Source organism: Arthrobacter sp. PGP41, from assembly GCF_002953935.1.
Taxonomy (GTDB): Bacteria; Actinomycetota; Actinomycetes; order Actinomycetales; family Micrococcaceae; genus Arthrobacter.
Map to the genome: position 1 here is coordinate 2,238,517 of NZ_CP026514.1, position 11,821 is coordinate 2,250,337.

At 65.6% G+C, this 11,821-nt stretch carries 12 protein-coding genes and 1 tRNA gene; 9 read left to right on the forward strand and 4 right to left on the reverse strand.

Features of this window, described 5'->3' with window-relative positions; all coding sequences use genetic code 11:
• Positions 1 to 142 precede the first annotated feature (142 nt).
• Positions 143 to 838 (forward strand): HNH endonuclease family protein, encoded by a 696-nt coding sequence (locus C3B78_RS10155; RefSeq protein WP_199775230.1) that lies wholly within the window; start codon positions 143 to 145, stop codon positions 836 to 838.
• 418 nt (positions 839 to 1,256) lie between these two features.
• Here the strand turns inward: C3B78_RS10155 and C3B78_RS10160 are convergent.
• Positions 1,257 to 1,339: transfer RNA gene (locus C3B78_RS10160), tRNA-Leu, on the reverse strand.
• Between the two features lie 170 nt (positions 1,340 to 1,509).
• Here C3B78_RS10160 and C3B78_RS10165 point away from each other — a divergent pair.
• Positions 1,510 to 2,814 (forward strand): M20/M25/M40 family metallo-hydrolase, encoded by a 1,305-nt coding sequence (locus C3B78_RS10165; protein ID WP_104997957.1) that lies wholly within the window; start codon positions 1,510 to 1,512, stop codon positions 2,812 to 2,814.
• 11 nt (positions 2,815 to 2,825) lie between these two features.
• Positions 2,826 to 3,986, forward strand: coding sequence for an acyl-CoA dehydrogenase family protein (locus C3B78_RS10170; RefSeq protein ID WP_104997958.1), 1,161 nt, complete (start codon positions 2,826 to 2,828; stop codon positions 3,984 to 3,986).
• Between the two features lies 1 nt (position 3,987).
• Here the strand turns inward: C3B78_RS10170 and C3B78_RS10175 are convergent, their stop codons facing one another.
• On the reverse strand, positions 3,988 to 4,221 hold the full coding sequence (locus C3B78_RS10175; RefSeq protein ID WP_104997959.1) for a DUF5703 family protein: 234 nt from the start codon (positions 4,219 to 4,221) through the stop codon (positions 3,988 to 3,990).
• A gap of 40 nt (positions 4,222 to 4,261) precedes the next feature.
• On the opposite strand from C3B78_RS10175, the gene C3B78_RS10180 reads away from it, so the two are divergent.
• Positions 4,262 to 4,528: a hypothetical protein gene (locus C3B78_RS10180; protein WP_104997960.1), complete on the forward strand. Its 267-nt coding sequence runs from the start codon at positions 4,262 to 4,264 to the stop codon at positions 4,526 to 4,528.
• Positions 4,529 to 4,538: 10 nt separating this feature from the next.
• Here C3B78_RS10180 and C3B78_RS10185 read toward each other — a convergent pair whose 3' ends face one another.
• Entirely contained in the window at positions 4,539 to 5,474 is a 936-nt protein-coding gene (locus tag C3B78_RS10185; protein WP_104997961.1) for an aldo/keto reductase, read from the reverse strand.
• 52 nt (positions 5,475 to 5,526) lie between these two features.
• Between C3B78_RS10185 and C3B78_RS10190 the strand changes: the two genes are divergently transcribed.
• Positions 5,527 to 6,360 carry an undecaprenyl-diphosphate phosphatase gene (locus C3B78_RS10190; protein ID WP_104997962.1) on the forward strand — a complete coding sequence of 278 codons (834 nt, stop codon included), beginning with the start codon at positions 5,527 to 5,529 and terminating at the stop codon, positions 6,358 to 6,360.
• A gap of 15 nt (positions 6,361 to 6,375) precedes the next feature.
• Entirely contained in the window at positions 6,376 to 7,653 is a 1,278-nt protein-coding gene (gene mshC, locus C3B78_RS10195; RefSeq protein ID WP_104997963.1) for a cysteine--1-D-myo-inosityl 2-amino-2-deoxy-alpha-D-glucopyranoside ligase, read from the forward strand.
• Positions 7,654 to 7,662: 9 nt separating this feature from the next.
• Here the strand turns inward: mshC and C3B78_RS10200 are convergent, their stop codons facing one another.
• Complete coding sequence (locus C3B78_RS10200; RefSeq protein WP_104997964.1) at positions 7,663 to 8,568, reverse strand: PAC2 family protein; 906 nt, start codon at positions 8,566 to 8,568, stop codon at positions 7,663 to 7,665.
• Positions 8,569 to 8,719: 151 nt separating this feature from the next.
• On the opposite strand from C3B78_RS10200, the gene C3B78_RS10205 reads away from it, so the two are divergent.
• From C3B78_RS10205 to C3B78_RS10215, 3 genes are all read left to right on the forward strand, one after another.
• Positions 8,720 to 9,463, forward strand: a complete 744-nt coding sequence (locus C3B78_RS10205) for an HAD family hydrolase (RefSeq protein WP_104997965.1) — start codon at positions 8,720 to 8,722, stop codon at positions 9,461 to 9,463.
• The gene (locus tag C3B78_RS10210) at positions 9,456 to 10,622 is read left to right on the forward strand and encodes a site-2 protease family protein (protein ID WP_234005371.1); all 1,167 of its coding nucleotides are present in this window, start codon (positions 9,456 to 9,458) and stop codon (positions 10,620 to 10,622) included. The genes C3B78_RS10205 and C3B78_RS10210 overlap by 8 nt, the downstream gene beginning before the upstream one ends.
• A gap of 92 nt (positions 10,623 to 10,714) precedes the next feature.
• On the forward strand, positions 10,715 to 11,782 hold the full coding sequence (locus C3B78_RS10215) for a tRNA (adenine-N1)-methyltransferase (protein ID WP_104997966.1): 1,068 nt from the start codon (positions 10,715 to 10,717) through the stop codon (positions 11,780 to 11,782).
• The last annotated feature ends 39 nt before the right edge of the window (positions 11,783 to 11,821 follow it).

Here is an 11,821-nt window from a genome sequence, read left to right on the forward strand (position 1 = left end):
GGTAAGGCGGTGTGACCGGCACAATGCCCACGCCTGCCGTGGGCCGGATACCGGCCCGGGTAGCGTGGAGGGGACCCCGCCTACTTGAAGGACGACAACGATCAACAGGACCACCACCACATTTGCCGTCCTCACCGGCCTCTTGCTGGCAGGCGCGCTCGCCGGCTGTGAGACGGCAGCACGGGCAGGAAGCGACATTGCCGAAGTCCTGGCAGGAGGTCCGGGGGGCGCTGTTGAACCGGGCCCTCAGGCCGGGCCGGCTTACGAGGGGGATGCAGCCGCAGCTGCCCTCTCGCAGCTGGAAAAGATTCCGGTGAAGGGCCGCGCACCGAGGACGGGATACACCCGGGAAGAGTTCGGTCCGGCGTGGGCCGACGTCGACCGAAACGGCTGCGACACCCGGAACGACATCCTCACCCGCGACCTTGAAGCTGAGACGTTCAAACCCGGAACGCACGACTGCGTGGTCACCTCAGGCGTTCTGGCCGATAAGTACACCGGAACCACCATAAACTTCGTCCGTGGCGACGGGACGAGCTCCGCCGTCCAGATCGACCACCTCGTTCCGCTGAGCGACGCCTGGCAAAAGGGGGCCCAGCAGCTCGGCACGGAACAGCGGAAGCAGTTCGCCAACGACCCCCTGAACCTGATGGCGTCGGATGGCGGCGCCAACGGTGCAAAGGGAGACAAGGATGCTGCCTCGTGGCTGCCGCAAAACAAGGCCTTCCGCTGCGAGTACGTGGTGCGCCAGACCGCCGTCAAGGCCAAGTATCAGCTGTGGGTCACCCAGGCCGAGCACGACGCCCTGGCCGGCATCCTGACCGGCTGCCGGCATTGAGCCGGCACTGAGCCAAACCTGAGCCTCGGGGCGGGTTGAAGGGGACGGGGAGGCGCCAGAGTTACTTCCTTGGCCGCGACCGCCCAGGGCTTCCCGTCGCGTCGGCGGATCGCTCCTACGGCGAAAACCTGGGAAGCCACCAGCAGCAAAAAGGAGAGCCCCGTCAGCGCAAGGCCCCAGTCGAAGGCGGTGCCCTGGGCGATGGTGCAGGTCCACAGGCAGAAGTTGGCCCAGAGTACCCAGACCCCGCCAGTGACTCCCGCCACTCCGATGAGCGCGCCTAAGAATGTGGCCCGGCCGGAAGATCCCTTCCCCATGCCGCCAATCATGAACGACGGAAATCGGTTCGTCGTGAAGGCATGGCGGGAGGCACAAAAAACCCCGGATTCCTGGTCTGGAATCCGGGGTTTTCCCTGTGTGCGCGGAGGGGGACTTGAACCCCCACCCCCTTTCGAGGACTAGCACCTCAAGCTAGCGCGTCTGCCATTCCGCCACCCGCGCAGGTGGTATTCGGGGAACGTTTCCGCCTTTCAGCGTTTCGCGTTTCTCCGAAGCAGCGAGAAAAACTCTAACACGAACTTTCGGGAAACATGGAATCGGCCCCAGTGGGTAGGCTGAGGGCAGCGATTTCAGCACCGTTCCAACGCACCAATCCAAGTGAGGAGCTTTCCATGCCTGACGTCCTGCCCGAGGATGAAGTTGTCCGGATCTGCCAGGAGCTCATCCGGATAGACACGTCAAACTACGGTGACGGTTCGGGGCCGGGCGAGCGGGCTGCGGCTGAGTACGCCGCGGGGCTGATTGAGGAAGTGGGCCTTGCGGCGGAAATCTTCGAGTCCGCACCGGGCCGCGCCAATGTGGTCACGCGCATGGCAGGTGAGGATCCCTCCGCCAGTGCCCTGGTGGTGCACGGCCATCTGGACGTCGTGCCCGCGCTGCGGGACCAGTGGTCCGTGGACCCGTTCGGAGCCGAACTGAAGGACGGGCTGATCTGGGGCCGCGGCGCCGTGGACATGAAGGACATGGACGCCATGATCCTCTCCGTCCTGCGCAGCTTCGCCAGGTCCGGCAAGAAGCCGAAACGCGACATTATTTTCGCCTTCTTCGCGGATGAGGAAGCCGGCGGCGCCTACGGAGCCCGCTACGCCGTGGACAAGCGACCGGAACTGTTCGAGGGCGCCACGGAGGCCATTTCGGAGGTGGGCGGTTTCTCGGCCACCATCGGCGGGCAGCGCACGTACCTGCTGCAGACAGCGGAGAAGGGCATCTCCTGGCTCCGCCTCGTGGCCCACGGCAGGGCGGGCCACGGCTCCCAGATCAGCACCGACAACGCCGTAACGCGGCTCGCGGCAGCCGTGACGCGCATCGGCGAGTACAAGTGGCCCATCGAACTCACCCCCACCACCCGGCAGTTCCTGGACGGCGTGACCGAACTCACCGGTGTTGAGTTCGACGCCGACAACCCGGACATCCTGCTGAGCCAGCTGGGGACGGTGGCCAGGTTCGTGGGAGCAACCCTGCAGAACACCACCAACCCCACCCTGCTCAAGGGCGGCTACAAGCACAACGTCATTCCCGAATCCGCCGAGGCCCTGATCGACTGCCGGACACTTCCGGGCCAGCAGGACCACGTCCTGGAGATCGTTCGCGACCTCGCGGGCGCCGGCGTCGACGTCAGTTACGTGCACAAGGACGTTTCCCTTGAGGTCCCCTTCGCCGGGAACCTGGTGGACTCCATGATCGATGCCCTGCACTCGGAAGACCCGGGTGCCAAGGTCCTGCCCTACACCCTCTCGGGCGGCACGGACAACAAGTCGCTGAGCAGGCTCGGCATCACAGGGTACGGCTTTGCACCCTTGATGCTGCCGGACGACCTGGACTTCACCGGCATGTTCCACGGCGTGGACGAGCGCGTACCCGCAGACTCACTCAAATTCGGCGCCAGGGTGCTCAACACCCTCCTCACCAACTACTAAGCCACACCGCCATGACGCCGGAAGAGATCCTGCCGGACGGGTTGCTGGAGCAGATCCGCGGCCGCGCCGCCGGCTACGACAGGGACAACGCCTTCTTTCACGAGGACCTCAGCGACCTCGCGGCGGCCGGTTACCTGAAGCTGTTCGTTCCAGGGTCCGACGGCGGAGCGGGGCTTGGCCTTGAGGCGGCGGCGCAGTGCCAGCGGAGGCTGGCAACGGCCGCCCCGGCCACCGCGCTGGCCGTCAACATGCACCTGGTGTGGACCGGCGTCGCGAATGTCCTAGGCGCCCGCGGCGACGGATCCCTGGACTTTGTGCTCAAGGAAGCGGCCAACGGCGAGGTCTTCGCGTTCGGCAACTCGGAAGCCGGCAACGACTCCGTCCTGTTCGACTCCCGGACCACGGCCGCGCCGCTGCCGGACGGCGGCTACTCCTTCACGGGGGCCAAGATCTTCACCAGCCTCTCACCCGCGTGGACGAGGCTGGGAATCTTCGGGAAGGACCCTTCCGGCCGGGACGGCGAGGGGGAACTGGTCCACGGCTTCATCACGCGTGAAACGCCCGGCTACCGCATCCTCGACGACTGGGACACGCTCGGGATGCGGGCCAGCCGGTCCTGCACCACCGTCCTGGACGGCGCCAGCGTTCCGCCGGAGCGCGTCTTCCGCAGGATCCCCGTCGGTCCCAGCAGGGACCCCCTGATTTTCGCGATCTTTGCATGCTTCGAGACGCTGCTCGCCGCCGTCTACACCGGACTGGGGGAGCGGGCCCTTGCCCTGGGGGTGGAGAACGTCCAGCGCCGCACCTCGTTCAAGAATGGCGGACGCAGCTACGCGCAGGACCCGGACATCCGCTGGAAGGTTGCCGAGGCCGCAATGGCCATGGATAACCTGTACCCGCAGCTGCGGGCCGTCGCAGCCGACGTGGATTCCCTGGTGGACCATGGACCGCAGTGGTTCCCCAAGCTGGTGGGGTTGAAAGTCAACGCTACAGAAACGGCGCGGCGCGTAGTGGACCTGGCCATCCGCGTCAGCGGGGGATCCAGCTATTTCCGGGGATCGGAACTGGAGCGGCTCTACCGGGACGTGCTGGCCGGCATGTTCCATCCGTCCGATGACGAATCTGCCCACAACACGGTGGCCAACGCCTGGCTGGGTCCGCTGGAGGATTGACCTAGACGGTCCTTTGGACCTGCAGCACCCGGCGGCGGAGCCAAAAGCGCCGTCCTCCGCCCACGTACAGCTTGCTGCGCTCCAGCTCCCACTTGCCGTACTCGGAGTGTTCCACCAGGCGGCGCCGTGCCTCATGCAGGGAATCGTCAGGGCTGACCGTCAGTACGAGGTACTCGTACTGCCTCAAATAGTCCCGTTGGCGCTGGACCGAGCTGGTGAGAAATTGTTCCTTCATTTGCTCTCCATTTTCGTCCTTTTCCGGCTAACGTGAAGTCATGAGCATCGATCCGCGTGTCGCGCTTCAGTCCTTGACCACCGCTTTGGAAGAACACCTTATAGCAGCATCCAACCGCCGCGGAGACGGTGACCCCTCCGTGGAGGCGGCATTCTTTGCAGTTGCAGACGCCTTCGAAGTTTACGAAGACGCACTCTATGAGGCCTATAACGAGGTCACGCCGCTCCAGGTCTTTGATGACGAGGACGAAGAGGACGACGAAAGCGACGTGGACGACGACGAAGACCTGGAAATCGTCCAGGAGTAGGACCGCGGACCTACTCCGGCGCTGACACGTCCTCCAGGGCCCGGGCAATCTCCGGCGGCAGCGGCGAGAGCTGGGCATCCACCAGCTCCTTCAGCTGGGCCGGCGTCCGCGGGCCCACAATTGCGGTGGCTACGCCGTGCTGGGACAGGAGCCAGCTGAGGGCAACGTCCTGCGGTGTCCGGCCAAGGCCTTTGGCGGCCATGCAGACAGCTTCCACGGTCCGGGACGGCTGCTCCTCCAGGTACGGCTCGACGTACCCGGCTTCGGTTGCGGAGGCAGCCCGTGATCCGGACGGGATGCTGCCGCGGTACTTGCCCGTGAGCACGCCGCGGCCAAGCGGCGCCCAGGCCATGAGTCCCATGCCGGCGTCCTCGACGGCAGGGATCAGTTCGGCTTCCGGCCTGCGCTGAAGGAACGAATACTCCGCCTGCGCGGCGACGAGGGGGAAGCCGGCGATTGCCGCGGCCTTCGCCGCCTGCCAGCCGTTGAAGTTGGACACACCCACATACCGCGCGCGGCCGGTGCGGACAGCAAATTCCAAAGCGGACAGTGTCTCGTCCAGCGGCACATTGCGGTCCCAGGCCTGCGCGAACCAGATGTCCACGTAGTCAGTGCCCAGCCTGGCGAGGCTTGCTTCCAGTCCGGTGAGCATCGCATTACGCGACGTGTCCACACCGCGCCGGCCATCCGGCGTCGTCATTCCCGCTTTGGTGGAGATGGAAACCTCCGTCCGGGCCACGACGTCGCCCAGCATGGAGCCGATCATCGCCTCCGACCGCCCGTCCGCGTACGAGGCGGCAGTATCGACGTGCCGGCCGCCGGCATTAAGGAAGGTGCGCAGCAGTTCCGAGGCGTCCTGTTCGTCCGTTTCGCCGGCCCAGGACATGGTGCCGAGGGAAAGGGCGGAAACTCGCAATCCACTGTTGCCGACGTAACGCTGCTGCATAGCAGCTAGCTTACGGGCAGAATCGGCGCTGCCCATGACGTAGGGTCTTAGCGTGAACTGGTTTGAGGCGGCCCTGCTGGGCCTTGTGCAGGGACTGACCGAATTCCTTCCGATTTCATCGAGCGCGCATCTGCGGATTGTGGGACAGTTCCTGCCCAATGCCGAGGATCCCGGCGCTGCTTTCACCGCCATCACCCAGCTGGGGACCGAGACGGCGGTACTCATCTATTTCTGGCGGGACATCGTCCGGATCGTCAAGGCGTGGGCCGGTTCACTCACCGGAAAAGTCTCGCGGCAGGACCCCGATGCCCGGATGGGCTGGCTTGTCATCCTGGGTAGCCTCCCCATCGTTATCCTGGGGCTGCTGTTCCAGGACCAGATCGAATCGGTGCTCCGCAGCATGTGGATCGTCGCCACCATGCTGATTGTCTTCGGCTTGATCCTGGCGGTCGCAGACGCAGTGGGCAGGCAGGAACGCGACCTGAGCCGCCTGACGTACAAGCACGGCATCCTCTACGGCTTCGCCCAGGCCATGGCGCTAATCCCCGGCGTGTCCCGTTCCGGCGGCACCATCACTGCGGGCCTCCTGATGGGGTACACCCGGGAAGCGGCCGCGCGGTACTCCTTCCTGCTGGCCATTCCGGCGGTTTTTGGCAGCGGTCTCTTCCAGCTGTACAAGACGGTGTCCAAGGAGGGCATCACCGGCCCCTACGGCCTGCCGGAAACCGCGCTTGCCACCGTCATCGCCCTGGTGGTGGGCTACATCATCATCGGCTGGTTCCTGAAGTTCGTTTCCACCCGCAGCTACCGTCTGTTCGTCTGGTACCGGATCTTCCTGGGCCTGGCCCTGTACCTCCTGCTCGGTTTCAATGTCATCAGCGCCTAGCACTAGGCTTGGCGTGTGAAATCCTGGAAATCCCGTCCCGTTCCCGACGTGCCCGGAAGCATGCCCGCTCTCCGGCTGTTCGACACCGCAGCAGGCCGTGAAGTTGCCCTGGAGAACGAGGGACGCCCCTCGATGTACGTCTGCGGCATCACGCCGTACGACGCCACCCACATGGGCCACGCCGCCAGCTACGTGGCCTTTGACCTCCTGAACAGGGCCTGGCGGGACGCCGGCCACGGGGTTGACTACGTACAGAACGTCACGGACGTGGACGATCCGCTCCTGGAGCGCGCCGCGGCCACGGGCGTTGACTGGCAGGAGCTCGCCGCCAGCCAGATTGAGCTCTTCCAGACGGACATGGAAGCACTCAACGTGCTCGCTCCGGACCGCTATGTGGGTGCTGTGGAATCCATCGGCCTGATAGTCCCGGAGGTGGAACGGCTGATGAGCCTGGGACTGGCCTACAAAGTGCACGGCGCCCACGGCGAGCCTGACGGAGACGTCTATTACGACGTCGAAGCGGCCGGAAAGCAGTCCGTGGCACCGGACGCGTGGACGCTGGGATGCATCTCAGGGTTGACGGAGAGCGAGATGCTTGAGCTGTTCGCGGAACGCGGCGGCGATCCCGGGCGGGCAGGAAAGCGGCAGGCCCTTGATCCACTGCTGTGGCGGGTGGCCCGCGAAGGAGAGCCAAGCTGGCCGGGCGGCAGCCTGGGAGCGGGCAGGCCCGGCTGGCACATTGAGTGCACCGTGATCGCGCAAAAGTACCTGCCCTCGCCCTTCACGGTTCAGGGCGGCGGCTCGGACCTGATCTTCCCGCACCACGAAATGGGTGCCGGCCACGCGTATTCACTTGCCGGTGTTCCGCTTGCCAGGCACTACGCCCACGCGGGCATGGTTGGCCTGGACGGCGAGAAGATGAGCAAGTCCAAAGGGAACCTGGTGCTCGTGTCGAAACTCCGGGCAGCGGGGGAGGACCCTGCCGCCATCCGCCTGGGCATCCTTGTCCACCACTACCGCTCCGACTGGTCCTGGACGGATGAAGGATTCCTGGACGCCAAGGCCGCCCTGGCCGCGTGGCGCCGGGCGCTGGGCCACGCTCCGAAGGGATCCGCGGTCCCGCTCGTTGCCGAGATGCGGGCAGCGCTGGCTGCCGACCTGAATGCCCCGGCTGCCGTCGCGGCCGTATCCCGCTGGGCGGAGCAGGCAAACAACGACGCCGGCCCGGCAAGTCCCCCGGACCAGGCCATGGTCAAGGACGCGGTGGACGCCCTGCTTGGCGTGGTTCTCTAGGCCGCCCGTTCAGGGCCGGTCCTGGCCGCGCCGCTTGAGATAGCGCTCAAACTCGCGGGCAATCGACTCCCCGGTGGCTTCGGGCAGGTCGGCCGTGTCCTTTGCCTCCTCAAGCTGCCGGACATAGGCGGCGATTTCGGGATCTTCCGTGGCGAGCTCATCCACACCCCGTTCCCAGGCGTCTGCTTCCTCGGCCAGCTCATGCGTGTCCAGCGGCACCTGGAGCAGCTCCTCGATGCGGTGCAGGAGCGCCAGCTGCGCCTTCGGAGACGGCGCCTGGGCAACGTAGTGGGGGACTGCGGCCCAAAGCGAGACGGTGGGGATTCCTGCCAGCAGGGCCACCTCCGAGAGCACGCCAACGATTCCCACCGGGCCTTCGTACTGCGAAGCTTCCAGGTTCATGCGCTCCCGCAGCGGGGCGTCGTCAGAAGAAGTGCTGACGGGAATAGGCCTGCTGTGCGGAACATCCGCCAGGAGCGCCCCGACCAGGACGACGTAGTCAACGTTCAGCGCTTCAGCGTGCACCAGGAGTTCGGCCGTGTAGGCACGCCACTTGTATGACGGTTCAGTCCCCTGGACAAAAATGACGTCCACATTCGAATCCGGCGCGCTGGCCTTGTAGATCCTCGTGGAGGGCCACTTGATCTTGCGTTCACCGGCAGCATTCCGGCGCACGGTGGGCCGCGTGAACTGGAAGTCGTAATACTCGTCCGCGTCGATGGACGCCACCTTCTTGCCGCCCCACAGTTTGTTCAGGTAGCGCAACGAATCGCTTGCCGCTTCTCCGGCGTCGTTCCAGCCTTCAAAGGCGGCAAGCATCACTGTCACGCGCTGTCCGTCAGCGACCGGCTGCAGGAACCGCTCCCGCTCGGGTCCGGCACCCGGTTCGGCGGTGTCTCCCTCGAAGCTATTCATTTCTTCACCCTACGTCCAAGGACCGCGGCTGTGCATGGAATGAAGCGCCGCAAAATCCGCCGCAAGCAGGGTGGGCGGCGCGAAGGAGCCTGATATTCGCCGAAGGCGTAGCCGTCAGCCCGTGCCCAGGCTGTCCCCGTAGACTGAAGGCATGCGATTGCCAGCCGACAGTTCCCCGCTCAAAGCCGTCCTGTGGGACATGGACGGGACAATTGTCGACACGGAGCCCTACTGGATTGCCGCCGAACACGCACTGGTGGAAGCCCACGGCGGAACCTGGTCCCATGAACAGGCCATGCAGCTGGTTGGCCAGTCCCTGACCTTTTCCGCCGGCATCCTGCAGGAGGCCGGCGTGGACCTTGGAATACGCGAGATCATCGACACCCTGACCGGGGCGGTTGTCAGCAGCGTGCAACGGCAGGTGCCGTGGCGGCCCGGTGCGCGCGAACTCCTTGAGGAGCTTCACCTCGCGGGGGTGCGCTGCGCCTTGGTCACCATGTCCGAGGGGCCGCTGGCCCGCCAGGTGGTTGCCAGCCTTCCGCGGCCGTACTTCGAAGTCCTGGTCACGGGGGACATTGTGGCGCAGGGCAAGCCGCATCCGGAGGCGTACCTCACCGCCGTCGAATGGCTGCAGGACTCTGACCCGGACCTGGCCATCCACCACTGCGTCGCGCTGGAGGACTCAGCGCCGGGTGTGGCGGCGGCTGTCGCGTCCGGCGTGGCAACCGTAGCTATTCCGCACATTGTGCCCCTTCCCGAGGATCATCGGTACACGCTCTGGGATTCACTGTCCGGCCGCTCCGTGACGGACCTTGAATCCCTGGTCCTGGCCGGCCCTGAGCTCCTGGCGTCCTCATCTGCGCCTGCCCGCTCGCCGGAGGTCTCCGGTGGCTGAAACCAGTGTGCCGGTGCGGCGCGAGGGCATCCCGCTGGGGAGGATCGCCGGAGTGCCAGTGGTGCTCGCGTATTCATGGTTCGTCATCGCCGCCTTCACCGTGATCGTGTATGGCCCGGTCCTGGGCGAAGAGAACCCCGCCCTTGGCGCCAGCGCCTACATTGTGGCGTTCGCCTACGCCGTCCTGCTCCTTATTTCGGTATTGGTCCACGAGCTCGCCCACGCCCTGACAGCGAGAATTTACGGCTGGCCGACGCAGAAGATCGTGCTCAACCTCTGGGGCGGGCATACCCAGTTCGAGAGTTTTACCGCGACGCCGGGCCGGTCAGTCCTGGTGGCACTCGCCGGACCCGCCGCGAATTTCGTGCTGGCTGCAGGCGCCTGGCTGGTGCTCGGCACAGCGGCCATGGGCAGCGTTGCCGAAATCCTCATCAACATCTTTATGTGGGCGAACTTCCTGATTGCCGTCTTCAACGTGCTCCCGGGGCTTCCCCTCGATGGCGGACGGCTGGTGGAATCCGCCGTATGGAAGGTGACCGGAAGCCAGGCAAAAGGCACTGTGGCCGCCGGGTGGGGCGGCCGGATCATCGTCGTCGCCATCTGCTATTGGTTCGTTGCCCGGCCGTTGCTGGCCGGAAAGTCGCCGGACTTCAGCCTGCTGATGATCACGGTCCTGGTGGCCAGCTTCCTCTGGATGGGTGCCTCGGCTTCCATCCAGCAGGGAACCCTCCGGGGACGGCTCCATCTGGTCAGCGCCGCAGCGCTTTCGACGCCGGCCACCGGGTTGCCCGCCACGGCAACGGTTGCGGAAGCCCTGCGGCACGATGGCGCACGTGCGTTGTCCCTGGTGGTCTGCGGGCCGGACGGTCGACCGGAGGGAGTGGTGGATGCCACCGCCCTGTCATCCGTCCCAGCGCACGCCGCCGCGTCAACCCCCATCACGGCTGTTTCCTTCGCCCTTGCACCGGGGGCTTATGTTCCCGAATGGTCGAAAGGACAGGAGCTGCTCCAGTTCCTGTCCCAGCTCGAAGGGCGGCACTATGCCGTGGTGGACCACAATGGCAAGGTGACCGGACTTCTTTCCCAGGACGCGGTCCTGGCCGCCATTACTGGAAAACCGCGGCGGCCCGATACACGCCGGCAGCGCCAAAACCGGTAGAGTTACCTGCCGGCCGGTGCATTGCCGCCGCAAAAGCCCGATTGTCTGCAACAGACATTCCGGCGCCATGTTGTACAGGAGCGAGGAAATTCATGAGCAGCGAAACCGCCGTCAACGAGGCCGCAGCAGCTTCCGGTCAAGCCAGTGCTTCTGCAGCCGGCCCGCAACCCGTGGGCGCTGCCCGCCGGCGCGGTCCCTTCCGCGAAGGCGAGCGTGTCCAGTTGACCGACGAGCGCGGCCGCATGAATACCATCACCCTTGAGAGCGGCGGGGCATTCCACACGCACAGGGGCTTCCTAAACCACGATGACATCATTGGCAAGGTTGACGGCTCGGTGGTTGTCAACAACGTTGGCCAGCAGTACCAGACCCTGCGCCCGCTGCTCTCCGACTTCGTCCTGTCCATGCCCCGCGGAGCCGCAGTGGTGTATCCCAAGGACGCCGGGCAGATCGTGACGATGGCTGATATCTTCCCCGGCGCGCGCGTCGTGGAAGCGGGCGTGGGCTCCGGAGCCCTGTCGATTTCCCTGCTCCGGGCAGTAGGGGACCAAGGCTACCTCCACTCTTTTGAGCGTCGCGAGGAGTTCGCGGACATCGCCCGCGGCAATGTCGAGACGATCTTCGGCGGCCCCCACCCGGCCTGGCAGATCTCCCTGGGCGATTTCCAGGACGAGGTGGTCCGGAGCGAAGCGCCTGGTTCCGTGGACCGCGTGGTCCTGGACATGCTGGCCCCGTGGGAATGCCTGGATGCCGTGGCCACCGTCCTGGCGCCCGGCGGCGTCTGGATCAATTACGTGGCCACCGTAACCCAGCTTTCCCGCACTGCCGAAGCCATTCGGGCGGACGGCCGCTTTACTGAACCGGATGCCTGGGAATCCCTGGTCCGGGGCTGGCACCTTGAAGGACTGGCCGTCCGGCCGGACCACAGGATGGTGGCGCATACCGGCTTCCTGCTGGTCACCCGGCGCCTGGCCGACGGCGTTACCGGCATCTCGGTAAAGCGCCGCCCCTCCAAAACCGACTTCAATGAAGAGGACGTCAACGCCTGGACCCCGGGCGCGGTCGGGGAACGGCAGGTCTCCGACAAGAAGCTCCGGCGCGCAGCGCGGGACGCCATCGCCGGAACGAATGTCAAGGACGAGCCCGAGGTCACGAAGTAGTCCACATTTCGGGAGTCGCCATCCCTACCTGCCGTGTTG

Excerpts from the sequence above, each read along its gene's own strand:
- C3B78_RS10175 (WP_104997959.1), bottom strand. The coding sequence starts at position 4,221 with ATGAAGGAACAATTTCTCACCAGCTCGGTCCAGCGCCAACGGGACTAT.
- C3B78_RS10170 (WP_104997958.1), top strand. The coding sequence starts at position 2,826 with ATGACGCCGGAAGAGATCCTGCCGGACGGGTTGCTGGAGCAGATCCGC.
- C3B78_RS10180 (WP_104997960.1), top strand. The coding sequence starts at position 4,262 with ATGAGCATCGATCCGCGTGTCGCGCTTCAGTCCTTGACCACCGCTTTG.
- C3B78_RS10205 (WP_104997965.1), top strand. The coding sequence starts at position 8,720 with ATGCGATTGCCAGCCGACAGTTCCCCGCTCAAAGCCGTCCTGTGGGAC.
- C3B78_RS10200 (WP_104997964.1), bottom strand. The coding sequence starts at position 8,568 with ATGAATAGCTTCGAGGGAGACACCGCCGAACCGGGTGCCGGACCCGAG.
- C3B78_RS10215 (WP_104997966.1), top strand. The coding sequence starts at position 10,715 with ATGAGCAGCGAAACCGCCGTCAACGAGGCCGCAGCAGCTTCCGGTCAA.
- C3B78_RS10165 (WP_104997957.1), top strand. The coding sequence starts at position 1,510 with ATGCCTGACGTCCTGCCCGAGGATGAAGTTGTCCGGATCTGCCAGGAG.
- C3B78_RS10185 (WP_104997961.1), bottom strand. The coding sequence starts at position 5,474 with ATGCAGCAGCGTTACGTCGGCAACAGTGGATTGCGAGTTTCCGCCCTT.